Origin of the sequence: Lactobacillus xujianguonis, from assembly GCF_004009905.1 — a bacterium.
GTDB lineage: Bacteria > Bacillota > Bacilli > Lactobacillales > Lactobacillaceae > Lactobacillus > Lactobacillus xujianguonis.
In genome coordinates, this window is record NZ_ML136877.1 from 65,320 (window position 1) to 81,378 (window position 16,059).

Genomic DNA, 16,059 nt, shown 5'->3' on the forward strand with positions numbered 1-16,059 from the left:
GATGGAAATTCGTGAAGGCTATGTTCCTTTTGGAAAATTTAAAACTTATTATCGCTTAGCAGGCCGGCGAAATGATAAGGCCCCACTTGTTTTATTGCACGGCGGGCCCGGTTCAACGCACAATTACTTTGAAGTTCTAGATGCCCTAGCTGAGCGTTCTGGACGTCAAATTGTCATGTACGATCAATTAGGCTGCGGTAAAAGCAGCATCCCTGACGAGCAGCCAGAGCTCTATACGAAGGAAAACTGGGTTAAGGAGTTAGAAAATCTACGTGAGCGCCTGCACCTTTACGACATTCACTTGTTAGGCCAATCCTGGGGCGGCATGTTAGCCCTAATTTACTTGTGTGACTATCATCCTCAGGGGATTCAAAGTTTGATTCTTTCATCAACCTTATCTTCAGCTAAATTGTGGAGCAAAGAATTGCATCGGCTAATCAAGTACTTGCCAATCGAAGAACAAGCTGCCATTCACCGCGCAGAATTAACGCATAACTTTCAGGATCCAGCATACAAGCGGGCTAATCAACACTTCATGAATGAGCATGCCATTGACATGACTAAGACTTGTCCAGAGTGCGTGATGCGCGAGAAAATTGGTGGTACAGTCGCTTATGAAACCGCCTGGGGCCCGAATGAATATACGCCTGAAGGCAACTTGCATGATTATGAGTACACGGAAAAATTAGCCAAAATAAAAGTTCCAACTTTGATTACGAGCGGAACTGATGATTTATGTACGCCATATGTGGCTAAAACGATGCAAGATCACATTGCTGGTAGTCAGTGGCAGCTATTTGAGGGATGTGGTCACATGTCTTTTGTTGAGCAAACAGAGAAATATGTTGATCTACTCAGTAAGTGGTTAAAGGATAAGAAATAAAGGTTTAAGCTGACCGTTTGGTCAGCTTTTTTGCTAGCACAATCACAACCGGAATAATTAAGTACAGTAGAGACATAATCACTATTTCAACATAATTGCCGGTAGGATCATAAGTAAGCCACCAAGGAGTAGTCAGCTTGATTAATGGATTGGCTGAGATCCAAAAGTTTAAAGAGTCAAAGCCAGCGTGGATTACTACCGCAAACCAGATTGTTTCAGTATACAGTTGCAAACTACACAAGAGTAAACCAAAGAAAAATGAAGTAATAACTTGGACAAGCGTTGCTGCTAAACCTTGATTGGTTGTAAGCAGATTAATCCAATGACTCAAACTGAAAATCAACGCTGCCATAACCGCTGCTTTCGTTTGAGGAATTTTTTGGTTAACAAAGATCGCTAAGAATAGTGTTAACAGTAAATACCGCACTGTTTCTTCAAGGATCCCTGCCATTAAGGCGGTCAAACTGTTCTCTAGTGGTGGCAAATTAGTTAAATCTCTTAAACTAGTCCAATTGATAAAGTTGTCTGCTATGGTGCTACTACAAGTTATTAAGTTAGCAGAAATTACAATCCATATCGCAATTATGAGCAAAAATACTAGCATCACTTTGTGCGGAAACTTGGAAAAAGAAAAGCTAAACATTTTCTTCTCATTGAAGCCCCAAGCCTTAAGTAAGAATAATCCGATAAAGAAAAAACTAATCGCGTTAAGAATACTTGACTGATCAATTGCAGAGAAAATCGCAAATTTGGTAAATGGTACTCTTAGACTAAAATTCAAAAATACGAATTCTAAAATGATTACTAAGATAATCCGCATCAGATTGTTGTGAATTTTTGGCGCTTGGTTAATAATAATTGGCCAGAGAGCAAAGAATGAGCAAATAAAATAGATGATAAACCAGCCGGGAGCAAAAGTAGGAAAAGATTTAATCAGATGGGTAAAGCATGCTGAGACGAACAGATTAATAGCGATAGTGGCAACTAAGATAATCAGCAAACTTTTCCACTGTTTACGAAGATTGGTTTTCATTAGGGGCCTCCTGACTTTATGCTAGCTTAATTTACAATTATAGACTTGAGTTTAACAGTTTCAAAGCATAAAAAAATCCTAGATTACCTATTTATTAGGTTTTCTAGGACTTTTTAAGCTTATTCTTCTATTACTTACGATTCGTAATCAATAACCATAAACCAGCAATTACCGCTAATTCAGGCACAATAATTTCTGTCCAGGTCACTGGCCGTTGCCACAAAGTCATCATGGCAATGATACTGACAATTTCTAAAATAATACCCAAATTTCGCCAATTGTCCGTTGTAAACTTGCGCGGAATTTTCATGACAATAGCTAAAATCATTAATAAAATCCCAACGATTAACATCAGACTTGCTAAAAATCTTAGTATTGATGGATCATCGGCATTTTTCCACACAGGAATCGCACTGACTGCTAAGACAATTCCGCCAATTAAAAAATTAACACCTAAACTCCAAACAGTAAAACCTTGGCTCAAACCTTTCAAACAAAAATACGAAATGATTAACGCAACCGCGACATTAATAATGACAATCGCTGCCATTTTTCCTACCCTCTTTTTTCTTACTTATGATATGGACTTCCAGAATTAATCATGAAGGCCCGGTAAATCTGTTCTGTTAAGACCACCCGCATTAATTGATGCGGCAAAGTAAATTTACCAAAGCTCATTAAATCATCAGCCCGTTTATTCACAGCTGGACTTGTTCCTAAGCTCCCACCAATCACAAAGGTAATATCAGAATGACCATAGGTCCCCAAATCTTGAATCTCTTTTGCAAATTCTTCACTGGTCCGCTCTTTACCTTTGATCGCCGTCACAATCACGTATTCCTTATCCTTAATTTTGCTCAGTATCCGTTGCCCTTCAATCTCCTTTACCTGTTCATCTTGGGCACTACTTAATTTTTCAGGTGCTTTTTCGTCAGGCACCTGCACAATCTTAAACTTCGCAAAACGGGATAAACGCTTTTCATATTCCGCGATCGCATCTTTAAAATACTTTTCTTTTAACTTTCCAACACAAACAATCTTAATATTCATGGCTCTATTCTATCACATCAACTTTCTCCACCGAATCCACTCTCTTTCCACAGAAAAACTTCCACAACTCTAATTAGTCAAAATCAATATTTTGTGGTTATCTGCAAGTGGATATCTACAACTTGTGCTCAGTGAATTTTTCGAAAAAATCTTCCACAGATTTTCTCTTCACTTCCCTGCTTTCACAAACTATTAGCGTGTAAACACCATGGTTAAGCCATTCTTTTTTCTTAAGTTTGCAATTTAAAGTCTATTTTACGTAAAATATTGCCCTACTATAATTCTACTTTATCAAAAGTTATCCACAACCCACAGAATTATCCACAAGTTGTGGTTAACAACTAAAATTTGACAAAGCTCAATTACGAACTTTTAAATGTTACACGTTTTAAAAGTTAAGAAAAAAGCTAGTCAATTCGTGAAACACGCATTAACTAGCTCTTTTTATTTAATGATTATTAACTTTAGTCAGCTTGTAATTTAACCTTTAAGTTGATGTCTTTACCATTTCTGTTAACAGTTACATTAACGGTATCACCAACTTTATGGTTATACAAGATAGTGTGTAACGATGCCACATCTGAGACAGTCTTGCCGTCAACCTTCGTAATAACATCCTTCACCTTCATGCCGGCTTGGGCAGCAGAACCATTCTTACTTACTTCTGCAACATAGATACCGTTTTTAAGTGATGAGTGGATTCCTAAACGACTTCTGTAACCTTCTGGAATACCATTCAAGGCAATTACTCTTACGCCCAGTTGTGGACGAGTAATCTTACCTTTCTTCACTAATTGGTTAACAATATTAACTACTTCATTAGATGGAATCGCAAAGCCCATCCCTTCAACAGAGGTACCATCCCCTGATTGAGCCAACTTCATTGAGTTAATCCCAATTACTTGACCAGCTGAGTTAACCAAGGCACCACCAGAGTTACCTGGGTTAATGGCAGCATCAGTTTGAATAACTGTCTGTTGATTAGAAGATGAAGTCGTAATCGTTCTACTTGGGGCTGAAATAATCCCTTGCGTTACTGTAGAAGCATATTCACTGCCAAGTGGTGAACCAACCGCAATCACAGTTTGACCGGCTTGTAAGGCCTTAGAATCGCCAAATTCAGCGGTTTGCGTAACGTATTTGGCATCGATTGAAAGTACAGCTAAGTCAGTTGTGGCATCTTTACCAACAATCTTAGCTTTAACCGTCTTACCATTGTTAAGCATTACTTCTACGGCGTCACTACCAGAAACCACATGGTTGTTAGTTACGATATAACCTTTACCATTTGACTTCATGTAGACTACCCCAGAACCTTCGCTGTAAGTCTCCAGTTTGCCGCTATCTTTACTATCATCCTTTGAATTACCAAATAAACTGTAAAAGTCAGAACTATCACTTGAAGTTGATTGCCGCTTTAAATTAATGACTGAAACTACAGCTCCTTTAACGCGTCTATAAGCTGAAGTCATTGTCCCGCTAGTCTTAGCACTTTGCTTAGATACTTTACTACTATTAGAACTAATCGCGGTTTGAGCAGAACTATCATTAGTATTTACTTGCGCATTATTAATTTGATCAAGGCCGTAATATGAAACCCCGCCTCCGATCAAACCAGCTACCACCCCAACAATTGCGGTTTTAGCTAATAAACTATTATTGTTTTTCTTTGGTTGTTTATTTTCCATAAATTTATCTCCCCAATTATTCTCTGATAACTTGATTTTATATAGTATACTCAGCAAGTTTGAATAAAATATGAAATAAAGTTAAATTTCAGTTAAAGCTGTTGGCTGACTTGGACTAGTATCGATAATTTTTAGCTTCTCGTCGATATTAGCATCCCCCTCCAGCAGCATTTCTTTGGCCGTTTCATGCGCCAAATATTCCGTGTTATTGTGCTGACTACGGTGTGCTAGGAAAATATGCTTAGTTTTAGGCGTGACCACATCTACCAATGCTTGTCCTGCTTCATCATTTGATAAATGCCCGACATCTGACAAAATGCGCTGCTTAAGCGGCCAAGAGTAAGGACCATCCCGCAACATCATGTTGTCATAATTAAATTCCATCATATAAGCATCTGCATCCTCAATGGTCTTTTCCACTTTTTCTGAAACATAGCCAGTATCAGTCAAAAAGGCCACGCTCTTGCCGCCACTAGTAAAAACATAGTATTGCGGTTCCGCTGCATCATGACTTGTCGCAAAAGCCGTGACATCTAAATCCCCGAAAGTCCTTGTCTGGCCTGGCTCAATGGTATTCATTTGTTGCACTGGCACTTTACCAATCTTATTCGTATCTAACAAATATTGCCAAGTCCCGGTATTGGCGAAGGCATCGATTTGCGGATAACGGCGCATCAATACTCCTAATCCCGCACTATGGTCGCTATGATCATGACTCAAAAAGACCATATCGATCTCTTTAATATCAACTCCGACTTCTGCCAACAGTTCTTTTGTCTTTTTTCCTGATAAGCCAGCATCCATCAAGATTTTATGATCTTTAGTAGTAATTAAACTAGTATTTCCAGTTGACCCACTGGCTAAAATTGAAACCTGCAAGTTGTCAACTTTCCTTTCTTTATTTGGTTACATTATATGAAGAATTCGTCTGCAAGATTTGACCGGTATAGGCATTAACCCGCTTCATCGTAATATTTTTACTGGTTTTATTCTCAATCCAAACTAACCAACTTGGTAACAAAATCGTACTACCTCTAACTTCAGTTAATTCTGAATACCCTAGTTTGACCTTCAAAACCCGCGAATTATTAGCTAATTCACGATCAGTATACATAACTCTAACGGCATGAAATGGTGAAATTGTCGACTGCAACTCTCTTACTGGGTTAACTGGCCCCATGTAAGTCATCGTATAATTGGCAATCGCATGATCCTTCACATTAATCGTCAACTGAGCCGAATTATCATAAATATTGCCGTACTCAGAAGTTTGAACAAAAGTATAATTGTTGTCGCCTGACATATTAGCTTCATACTTAAAGTGCTTGCCATAAGGAACATTATCAGGATTATTTTTAAATTCGATTACCTGTTGCAAAACTTGCTTTTGATTACCCTTAACTTCAACCAAGCTCTTCGGTGTCGCATTTAAAGTATTGATGCTCTTAGAGTAACTGGCATTCATATTACTTAAATTTGAGATCTTATCGGACAGATAGTCACGATTTTTAGCAGCTAAATAGTAACCAGAAGCCTGCGTATCAGATAAATTCTTGGGTAATTCGATTCCATCGGCACGCATTTCGGTTCTGATATTAGTGGTATCTGTTTCATTATTATTGCCATTCGACAAACTAACTGGCGAGCGCAAAATTTCAATTCCTAAATAAATATCAATTAACAGAAAGACAACCAGAAATAGCCATTCAATTCGTTTATGATCCATTATTGGCCCTCACTTTCTAGTTCATGTTGATAAACACTCATATCTTGCTTCTGCCATTCATTAGCTGTCTGCCAGACGCCATAAGCCTTCACATAATAAGTTGGTACTAAGTTGACTAAGCTATCATGACTATGGTCTTTTTGCACATGGAAGCCGACAATAATCCGCTCAATATTCTCATTACTTAAACCATGCCGATTTAAGCTTTCAACCATTTGAGTAGTTGCTTCTAATGATTTGGTTTCTCCATCAAACGGCACTGGAATCTGGAAGTTAATGCTATTGAAGTTAACGGTCACTGAATCAGAAGTGAAGTTAGTTGCAACTTGCACATCGTGATCATTTAAGAAAACAGGAATTCCCTCAATGTAGTTGGTATAACTTACCGCATTATTATCAGCATCAAAGAAGCGCAAATCTTGTTCAGTTAAGCCGATTCGGTGAACGTAGTAGACACTATCGAGTAAACGGTTAGTCGCTGCTGGGACCTTGTTTTTTTCATAATGAGTATAGAGATAATCATGCTCATTGTTTGGTCCTGACTGTGGCACAGTTAAGCGGGTGTAATAATTAAGGGAATAAGTAGTGCGACCCTGCTTATTAGTTCGACTTGAAACCCCTGAAGTCCCTAACAGCCGAGCTACAAAGTAAGAATCACTTTGATGACTGGTTAAATAGCTATAAACTTGCCAATTAGTACTATGGTTATAAAAGGCAGAATAACCTGACTTCAATCTAACAAAAGTCATCGGTACCTTAAAATGTGCTGTTTTGGCATATTTACGCAAACGATCAAAATTAGCATTTTTAATACTTACCCGGTAAAGCTGATTATTGCTGTCATTACCTAAATAAAGCCAATGGTTAGAATCAGGGACGAAAATTCGATTAAACTCCCGATGATCATTCTTTTCATTAAAGTTAGCAAATAACTTAAAGGTGACTTCATCTGGATAGGTCAATTGAATAAAGTTAGGATTATTCAACATCAATTCATAATTAGCCTGCTTTTGACTAAGTGCCTTGATTTTAGTAACTTTCATTTTTTGAAAATTCTTAGAAAATTCAAACGGTAAATTGTTCTTGGAGTCATACAACCGGTATAACTTTCCGTCCTTAAAACCATAAGAATTAGTAGGAATATACAAATCATACAACGATTTATTCCGAGTTCGATTCTGCTGGCGAGAGACGGGACTAGATTGGGTTTGGTTGCTTAAATGACTAAAGCGTTGGTCATTAGTCATAATGAAAATCCACAAGACAATCGAAAGCACAATTGCGGCTGCTGTGGCCAGTGTTAAAAAGAAATTACCTAATTTAAATTTAAACTTCATCCCAGTCATCCTCCTCGCTCATTGGTTCATATGGTAAGGAAATGTAGAAGGTTGAACCCTTGCCTTCGCTACTATCGGCCCAAATCTTGCCGCGGTGAGCTTCAACGATTTCTTTAGCAATTGCTAAACCTAACCCAGTACCACCTTGTGCACGCGATCTAGCTTTGTCTACTCGGTAGAAACGATCGAAGATCTTGCCCAGATCTTTGCGTGGAATACCTAATCCTTGGTCCGAAATACTCAAAATCACATGATTTTGGTTTTGCACTAATCTAACTGTAATGACCCCACCATCAGGTGAATATTTGATGGCATTATTCATAATATTATCGATTACTTGCATCATCTTATCAGTATCGATTTCAACCCAAAGTGCTTGACTGCCTAGCTCGCGCTTAATGGTGTACTTCTTCTTTTTGCCATTTTTGGTATCATTTTTCACAATCATATCAAACCGGTTAAGAATATGGGCTACAAAGTCATTCAAGTTAACCATTTCAAGGTCCATCTTCGAAACCCCACGGTCCATCCGCGACAAGCTGAGTAAGTCATTAATCATCCGGATCATACGCTCAGTTTCCTCTTGAGTGACTTGCAAGAACTTCGGTGCAATTTCAGGATCCTTCCAAGCACCAGCATTTAAAGTATCAATATAGGCCCGCAAACTGGTAAGCGGCGTCCGCAATTCATGCGAAACATTGGAAACGAATTGCTTTTGCGAGTTTTCATTCTTTTGTTGCTCAGTAACATCGTGTAAAACACATACACTACCAGAAACAAAGCCAGTGACACGTTTAATTAATGAAAAACTAGCATGTAAGATCATTTCATCCCGAGTGCCGGCATTCACTGTCACCACAATTTCCTTTTGATTAGAAATTAAATCCTGCGCTGATTCTTCTAACCCTAAAACCTTGTTAATCGGTTGATTAATGATTTGATCTTCATCAACATTTAAAAAGTTAAGGGCCATCTGATTCACCACAATTACATTGCCGTGTCGATCTGTCGCTAATACCCCGTCAGTCATGTGGGACAGAACACTATCTAGCCGTCGCCGTTCACTATCAGACTCTTCCTGTGAACGTTCAATTCTAACAGACAAGGTATTAAAGGCTTTACCTAATTGACCTAATTCGTCATTTGAATAAATTTTAACCTGACTAGAATAGTCACCATCTGCAATATGTAAAGCCTGCTCCTGCATTTCTTCAATTGGCTGAGTAATTGCACGCGAAATAACAAGTGCTAAGATTGCCCCAAGTAGAGCCGCAATTAGCGAAGCTACTAGAAAGGCCAGCGACGTATTGCGCAAATCATTAAACAAACTCTGCATGCTAGCACGAACATAAATCGCGCCCACATTGTTAGTTGATCCATTACCACTATTTAAGGGCGAAATTTGAATCATATAATTATTACCGTGATCATTGATAACTCGGGTAATCGGTCGACCACTGGAAGTTACTTGTTTAACTTCACTATTGTTAACTCGCTGTCCTACCCGTCCTTTATCATTCAGCGTTGAAACTGCTCGAATGATATCTTTATTATCAACAACCAAGATTTCACTAATCGGCGAGCTATTGTTATAGTCACTAACAATCTGATTCAGTCGATCATTCGTATTCTTATTGTCACGCGCTAATTGACTGGCTAACTGATTAGTTACAATTTGCGGGATTTGAATACTTGATTCAAAGTTTTCAATATTATTCTGCTCTAATTGCCGCGTAAAATAAGCCCCAATAACTTCAATTGTTGCTAAGAGCATCAGCATGAAAACCATTGCTAGTTTAGTATTAATTGAACTAAATATATGCTTAAAAAAATGATTTACTTTTTCCATCTTAAAAATTCCAACAATAACAAAAAGAAAGTCACACCCTCTTACAGTTCTGTGACTTTCTTAATTATTCTTTGGCTGGCTGCTTAACGTAATAGCCTACACCACGACGAGTAATCAAAATCTGCGGTTGAATTGGATTATCCTCAATCTTTTCTCGTAAGCGGTGAACGGTAACATCAACAGTCCGCACGTCGCCAAAATAGTCATAACCCCAAACAGTTTGCAACAAGTGCTCTCTAGTCATAACTTGGCCCATATGTTGCGCTAAATAGTAAAGTAGTTCAAATTCACGGTGAGTTAATTCGATCTTTTTACCATTCTTTTCAACAATGTAGGCATCTGGCATAATTACCAAATTACCGATCTTAATATTTTTATCGGTTTCTTCCTGGGTAGCTGCTTCCGCCTTTTTCACAATATCGCGCCGGCGTAAATTAGCCTTAACCCGAGCAACTAATTCACGGTTAGAAAATGGCTTAGTAACATAATCGTCCGCACCCATTTCCAAACCTAAAACTTTATCAATTTCAGTATCTTTTGCAGTTACCATAATAATGGGAAGATCGTGAGATTGACGAACTTCACGTGCAACCTCAAGTCCATCCTTCTTCGGTAACATCAAGTCCAAGATCATCAGATCTGGATCGTATTCGTCAACTTTCTTAACAGCCTCTTCACCATCATAGGCAGTGTCGACGTCGAAGCCTTCCTTAGTTAAATTAAACTTGATAATATCGGAAATTGGCTTCTCATCATCGACGACGAGAATCTTCTTTGGCATCGAGAATGCCTCCTTTACTCTTCACATTATACTGGTTTTTGTAACATTCGCCAAAAAATTTAATTTTTTTGTCAAAATAACTTGCATTTTCTTTTGATTAATTGCATAATGATATCTGTCAGTTATGACATGGGTGGCTAGCTCAGCTGGCAGAGCAACGGACTCTTAATCCGTGGGTCCAGGGTTCGATCCCCTGGCCACCCATAAGATATTCGTTAGAGATAAGATTTCGATCTTATCTCTTTTTTTGTATTTAAAATTCGCCTTATCTTTATTTCTCTTGGTAAAATATAGGTATGAAATTTACAAATGAGGTGAATGATCATGAACAATGAAAATGTCTTTTTTAATCCTGGTGATGCAATTGCTTCTTCTCACGACTTTAAAGAAGCACGCCGGAGCGCTCAAATTATCAAAGCTGATAAGCCAACCGCTGGACAATTAGTAATTGCTAAAAATGCCAAAAGCGGTGAATATGCAATTTACTTTGCTGATAAGGCTCGCGATGATCAGCAAGGTGTCGCTTATCATATTGAAGATAAATTATAATTGCGAAGTGAGTAGGAAATAACTTTTCTGCTCACTTTTTTAACTTTTTTCAAAAAAGTTCTTGCCAAAAGGTAAATTAATTGCTATTATTATTAACTGTCAGCGGTAAGCTGATAAAAAATATGGGTGGCTAGCTCAGCTGGCAGAGCAACGGACTCTTAATCCGTGGGTCCAGGGTTCGATCCCCTGGCCACCCATAATATGGAAATGGCACTGCAAGAAGGCGGTGCTTTTTTTGTGCTTAAATTTATGCTCCATTGTTCTTTACAGCAATGGAGTTTTTTTCATGCTATCATTAATAAATAAGCCAATGGAGGAAATTGAATGAAGCGTGTTTACTACTACCATCAAACCACTGACGATGTGGTCGATAGCCATAACCAAAATTTTAGCTTGCCTGATGACTACGAAATTCTAGCTAATTCGCGTATTGCTAAAATCTGGTCAGGTCTAGCTCGTTATCTGGCTGCTGGTTTTGGTTGGATTGTCTTTCGCTTGTTCGACCACGTCAAAGTCATTGGCAAGGAAAAACTTAAACAAGTTGACGGTGGCTATTTTATTTATGGGAATCACACGCGACCAATGGGTGACGTCTTCACTTCACTGACAATTTTTCCTATTAAAAATTTCTACGCCATCGCCAATCAAGCTAATTGGGGCATTCCTTTCATTGGAAAATATCTGGTGCGCTATGGTGGCTTGCCCGTCGGTAAGGATGTTAAGCAGTTAATCAAACTGATTGAAACGATTCAAACTGTCATCAAGGATAAAAAAGGCGAAATTCTGATCTATCCTGAAGCCCATGTTTGGCCTTATTACACCAAAATCAGAACTTTTGACTCAACTAGTATGCACTTCCCTGTAAAATTAAATGCTCCAAGCTTTGTCATGACTAAGACTTACCATAAAAGGCGCTTAGGACGGCGACCACGCTGCGTTATCTATATTGATGGGCCATTTTATCCAGACCGAAGTTTAAACCGGAAAGAGGCCCAAAATAAGCTTCATGATGTAATTTGGAAAACCATGAATGAGCGTGCACAATTAAGTGACTATGAATATTATCAATATCGAAAAGAATAGCCTGGGAAAGTTATTTTCCAGGCTATTTAGCATTATTCCAGAATTATCTTGGCCCTAATACGAAGAGTTTCTTCCCACTCACTTCTTTTTTCTGCCTTTATTTTTCCATGGTATGATATTAGATATATTTAATCGAAAAAGAATAGGAGAAAACATGAATATACTTTTTTGTGGAGATGAAAACGCTGAAGACGGCGTCTTAATCTCCACCCTCTCTTTACTAAAGAATTCTGGTGCCCAAGAATTGCACCTCTATATTATGACAATGGAGGCCCACAGCGATGAACGCAAGTATCATCCCTTTTCTAAACAAGTGGCTGATTTCTTGCGTAGTTTATTGATTAATGCCAACCCTAATAACAGCCTGCAATTAATTGACTGTACGGCTTTATTTGTAAAGGAGCCGCCCTCAGTCAATATGAATACGCGCTTTACTCCATATGCCATGCTCAGACTATTTGCGGATCAACTACCGGAAATTCCTGATCGGATTCTTTACCTGGATGATGATATTGTAATTCGCGGCAATATTACGGCCTTTTATCAGCAAAACATTACCGGAATTGAACTTGTTGGTGTATTGGACTACTGGGGAAGATTTTTCTTCCATAATGTAAAAACTAAACATGTTTTTGACTACCTCAACTCAGGTGTACTGCTCTTAAACATGCCTAAGATTAAGCAAACTGGCCTGTTTGCTAAAGTACGCCAGATGATGCAAACTAAAAAAATGTTTTTGCCTGATCAATCAGCCATTAATAAGCTTGCCGTAGCTAAACGTGTGGTACCGCGACGCTACAATGAACAATATCGTTTGCACAAGGATACAAAGATTCAGCATTTTACCACCAGCTTCCGCTTTTGGCCTTATTTCCATACGCAGACGGTCAAGCCTTGGGATGTGGAGCGGGTTCATAGCGTGCTGCATTTACATGAATATGATGATATCCTTAATGAATATCTCAAACTGCGAGATAACTTAAAGAAATAGCTTTTTTACTTGGAGGAAAATGATGAAAACTATTCCTGTTTTTTACACAATTAGTGATAACTACACCCCTTACGCTTATGTATCAATCAAATCATTGATCGATCATGCTGATCCTAACAAGGACTACACAATTACTCTTTTAGTTCAAGAAATTAGTGATGAGCACAAGCAAAGCTTAGAAGATTTATCCACTAACAACATCCACGTCAATGTCTTTCATATTGACGATGACATGGTTAAACCAATTCATAATTCAAAAGAAAACTACTTACGAGCACAGTTCTTCACCATGTCCATTTTTTATCGTTTATTTATTCCGGAACTATTCCCACAATACGATAAGGCAGTCTATCTAGACGCTGACACCATTATTTGTGATGATATTGCCAATTTATACGAAACTGAAATTGGTGAGAACATGTTTGCTAGCTGTCCTGACTTGTCGATTCGCTATATGCCATTATTACAAAAGTATATTAAAGAGTGTCAAGGCATTTTACCTGCAGAAAAATATATCAATAATGGCGTAATTCTTTTTAACATGGAAGCCTTCCGCGACAAGCACTTCGTTGATAAATTCTATTACTTAATGGATAAATATCACTTTGACAACATTGATCCCGATCAAGCTTACATGAATGAAATTTGTGAAGATAAGATTTATCATTTACCTAAAGAATGGGATGCCATGCCAAATGAAAGTATTCCAGAAATTGAAAATCCTAAAATTGTCCATTACAATCTTTTCTTCAAACCTTGGCACTTCGATGATGTACAATATGGCCATTATTTCTGGGACGTGGCAAAGAAGACCCCATACTATGATGAATTAAAACAACAATTGACTGATTTTACAGATGCCGACCGGCAAAAGGCTCGGGCTGACTTAGAATGGATGGCTAAAAAAGTCGATCTAATTATTAACGAGCCTCATACATGGGCTAAAGTTAAACAACACGAATCAGTCAAAATTGATTAAGAAAGGCTATTATGACAGTACCCGTTTTTTATAGTATTAGTGATGATTTCACTAAATATGCAGCCGTTTCTCTCAATTCTTTGGTTAAACACGCCAATCCAGAAAGTGACTACACCGTTTATTTTTTGAATCAGGACTTATCTGCCGCACATAAGCAAGATTTAAGTAATCTTGGCAGTAAAAACGTCCACGTTAAATTTTTTGAGATTGATGATGAACTAGTTGCACCAATAAAAAATCGTAAAGAAAATTTCTTACGTGCCGACTTTTTCACCATGTCAATTTTTTACCGCCTCTTTATTCCAGAATTATTCCCACAATATGACAAGGTAATTTATATTGATAGCGATACGATTGTGAACGATGATCTTGCTAAACTCTACCAAACTGAATTGGGTAATAATTTATTCGGAGCTTGCACTGATTCTTCCATTCAAGACGTTGAAAAGATGCGCCAATACATCAAAAAGGTATTAGCATTAGATCCTAAAAAATATATCAATTCAGGAATGTTAGTCATGAATGCTAAAGCCTTCCGCGACAAGCACTTCATTGATCATTTTTTAGATTTACTGGAAAAATATCACTTTGATTGTATTGCACCTGATCAAGATTATTTAAATGAAATTGGTGAAGGACAGATTTTATATCTTGACCCTCGTTGGGATGCCATGCCAAATGAAAAGACTGAAGCTCTTACTAACCCGGGTTTGATTCACTATAATCTCTTCTTTAAGCCTTGGCACTTTAAACATGTCCAATATGAAGATTATTTCTGGCAAAGTGCCAAAGAAACTAAGTTTTATTCTGAATTAAAGGCGGAACTTGATCATTATACTGACCAAGAACGTGCTGATGATCGGGAAAAGTTAGCCCATATGCTATCAAAAGAAGATAAAACTGAACAAGATCCAAATAATTGGGCTAGAGTAAAAGAACGTGAGGCAGTTAAGTTATGATTTTTGGTGATAATCGTGAAGCCGTAATTAAAAATATCGAAAAAGCAGCTAATGACCGAAACTTTACCGCAAAAGTTGAAATTGGCGATCCCGAAATGTCGCTTGATGAGCGGTTGCAAGTCGTCAATGAATTTTGGCAAAAACGAAAATCATTTTCTAGCAAAATCAATAATCAAATTGGACATTCAATGTTCAGTCTTTTTGCTAAAACTTTAGTTGGTAATACCGAATTCAAGGGACTGGAAAACCTCAATAACTTACCAATTGGTGGTGCTATTGTTACTGTTAATCACTTCAACCAAGTAGATTCCTTGCCGATTAAATTACTAGCTAACAAAACTCATCATCAACTTTCAATTGTAATTGAAGATACGAATTTAATGCTTCCTGGATTCTTCCGTTACCTCATGAATTATGTAGGTACTATTCCTTTAGTTAATAGTCCTAACTACATTGGAAATGAATTCATGACCCATCTCCATGATGCGCTAGATCGCGATAATTGGGTGCTTATTTACCCTGAACAAGAGATGTGGTGGAATTACCGTAAGCCTCGTCAACCCCAGCGTGGAGCCTACTATTTTGCTGCTAAGCAGAACGTCCCAATTATTTCCGTTTTTGTTGAAATTCAAGATACTAATAAGATTGAAAAGAAAGATTCCAACTTTTACGAAACCAAGTATATCGTGCATGTCCTACCATTAATCTATCCAGATGTGACTTTAAACACTAATGAAAATTCACATCGCATGATGGAAAAAGATTACCAACAAAAAAAGGCTGCTTATGAAGCTGCCTATGGTAAGAAATTGTCGTATGATTTTTCTCCTTCTGACATCGCTGGATGGCGTACTAATTAGAAGCCAAAGATTTAATCGATCTAAATAAACAAGCTTTTGAAGTGCTTAAATATGTACTTTAAAAGCTTTTTATTTGCGCCATTTCGCTCTAATAAGGCTGAATAAAATAAGGTTAATAAGATTATACTCATATCTAATTTAGTCTCTCTAAGCAAGCTATTTAGAGAGTAAGCGTCAAAAACTGAAGTATATTGAAAAAGCGGTCTAGCTTTGATACAGAGTGTATCTGCTAGGCCGCTTTAGTATGCTTCTCTTTTGTTTTACATACTTTCTGAACTTCTTTTGTCCATG

Annotated in this window: 16 protein-coding genes and 2 tRNA genes; 9 read left to right on the forward strand and 9 right to left on the reverse strand. The window is 37.8% G+C overall.

Annotated features, from left to right (window positions below):
- Window position 1: 1 nt before the first annotated feature.
- Window positions 2–883, forward strand: a complete 882-nt coding sequence (pepI, locus tag EJK17_RS04320; protein WP_103662267.1) for a proline iminopeptidase — start codon at window positions 2–4, stop codon at window positions 881–883.
- Window positions 884–887: 4 nt separating this feature from the next.
- Here the strand turns inward: pepI and EJK17_RS04325 are convergent, their stop codons facing one another.
- The 9 genes from EJK17_RS04325 to yycF all read right to left on the reverse strand — a co-directional run bounded on the left by EJK17_RS04325 (window position 888) and on the right by yycF (window position 10,347).
- A complete protein-coding gene (locus tag EJK17_RS04325; protein WP_103662266.1) occupies window positions 888–1,916 on the reverse strand; it encodes a CPBP family intramembrane glutamic endopeptidase in 1,029 nt (342 codons plus the stop codon).
- Window positions 1,917–2,046: 130 nt separating this feature from the next.
- Window positions 2,047–2,466, reverse strand: coding sequence for a hypothetical protein (locus EJK17_RS04330; RefSeq protein ID WP_103662265.1), 420 nt, complete (start codon window positions 2,464–2,466; stop codon window positions 2,047–2,049).
- Window positions 2,467–2,486: 20 nt separating this feature from the next.
- Window positions 2,487–2,966: a 23S rRNA (pseudouridine(1915)-N(3))-methyltransferase RlmH gene (gene rlmH / locus EJK17_RS04335; RefSeq protein WP_103662264.1), complete on the reverse strand. Its 480-nt coding sequence runs from the start codon at window positions 2,964–2,966 to the stop codon at window positions 2,487–2,489.
- 464 nt (window positions 2,967–3,430) lie between these two features.
- Complete coding sequence (locus EJK17_RS04340) at window positions 3,431–4,654, reverse strand: S1C family serine protease (RefSeq protein ID WP_127796235.1); 1,224 nt, start codon at window positions 4,652–4,654, stop codon at window positions 3,431–3,433.
- A gap of 81 nt (window positions 4,655–4,735) precedes the next feature.
- On the reverse strand, window positions 4,736–5,533 hold the full coding sequence (locus EJK17_RS04345) for an MBL fold metallo-hydrolase (RefSeq protein WP_103662262.1): 798 nt from the start codon (window positions 5,531–5,533) through the stop codon (window positions 4,736–4,738).
- A 19-nt stretch (window positions 5,534–5,552) separates the two neighbouring features.
- Window positions 5,553–6,380: a two-component system regulatory protein YycI gene (locus EJK17_RS04350; protein ID WP_103662261.1), complete on the reverse strand. Its 828-nt coding sequence runs from the start codon at window positions 6,378–6,380 to the stop codon at window positions 5,553–5,555.
- Window positions 6,380–7,726, reverse strand: a complete 1,347-nt coding sequence (locus EJK17_RS04355) for a YycH family regulatory protein (protein WP_201738272.1) — start codon at window positions 7,724–7,726, stop codon at window positions 6,380–6,382. Before EJK17_RS04355 ends, EJK17_RS04350 begins: the two co-directional genes overlap by 1 nt.
- Window positions 7,707–9,566 carry a cell wall metabolism sensor histidine kinase WalK gene (gene walK, locus EJK17_RS04360; protein WP_103662259.1) on the reverse strand — a complete coding sequence of 620 codons (1,860 nt, stop codon included), beginning with the start codon at window positions 9,564–9,566 and terminating at the stop codon, window positions 7,707–7,709. Before walK ends, EJK17_RS04355 begins: the two co-directional genes overlap by 20 nt.
- A gap of 64 nt (window positions 9,567–9,630) precedes the next feature.
- The gene (gene yycF, locus EJK17_RS04365) at window positions 9,631–10,347 is read right to left on the reverse strand and encodes a response regulator YycF (RefSeq protein ID WP_103662258.1); all 717 of its coding nucleotides are present in this window, start codon (window positions 10,345–10,347) and stop codon (window positions 9,631–9,633) included.
- A 131-nt stretch (window positions 10,348–10,478) separates the two neighbouring features.
- On the opposite strand from yycF, the gene EJK17_RS04370 reads away from it, so the two are divergent.
- The 8 genes from EJK17_RS04370 (at window position 10,479) to EJK17_RS04405 (ending at window position 15,768) form a co-directional block, all read left to right on the forward strand.
- Window positions 10,479–10,551, forward strand: a tRNA-Lys gene (locus EJK17_RS04370).
- Between the two features lie 120 nt (window positions 10,552–10,671).
- Window positions 10,672–10,896, forward strand: coding sequence for a hypothetical protein (locus EJK17_RS04375; RefSeq protein ID WP_103662257.1), 225 nt, complete (start codon window positions 10,672–10,674; stop codon window positions 10,894–10,896).
- 124 nt (window positions 10,897–11,020) lie between these two features.
- A tRNA-Lys gene (locus tag EJK17_RS04380) sits at window positions 11,021–11,093 on the forward strand.
- 127 nt (window positions 11,094–11,220) lie between these two features.
- A complete protein-coding gene (locus tag EJK17_RS04385; RefSeq protein ID WP_103662256.1) occupies window positions 11,221–11,979 on the forward strand; it encodes a lysophospholipid acyltransferase family protein in 759 nt (252 codons plus the stop codon).
- 154 nt (window positions 11,980–12,133) lie between these two features.
- Window positions 12,134–12,970, forward strand: coding sequence for a glycosyltransferase (locus EJK17_RS04390; protein ID WP_103662255.1), 837 nt, complete (start codon window positions 12,134–12,136; stop codon window positions 12,968–12,970).
- A 22-nt stretch (window positions 12,971–12,992) separates the two neighbouring features.
- Window positions 12,993–13,949: a glycosyltransferase family 8 protein gene (locus tag EJK17_RS04395; RefSeq protein WP_103662254.1), complete on the forward strand. Its 957-nt coding sequence runs from the start codon at window positions 12,993–12,995 to the stop codon at window positions 13,947–13,949.
- Window positions 13,950–13,960: 11 nt separating this feature from the next.
- A complete protein-coding gene (locus EJK17_RS04400; protein WP_103662253.1) occupies window positions 13,961–14,908 on the forward strand; it encodes a glycosyltransferase family 8 protein in 948 nt (315 codons plus the stop codon).
- Window positions 14,905–15,768, forward strand: a complete 864-nt coding sequence (locus EJK17_RS04405) for a lysophospholipid acyltransferase family protein (RefSeq protein WP_103662252.1) — start codon at window positions 14,905–14,907, stop codon at window positions 15,766–15,768. The genes EJK17_RS04400 and EJK17_RS04405 overlap by 4 nt, the downstream gene beginning before the upstream one ends.
- The last annotated feature ends 291 nt before the right edge of the window (window positions 15,769–16,059 follow it).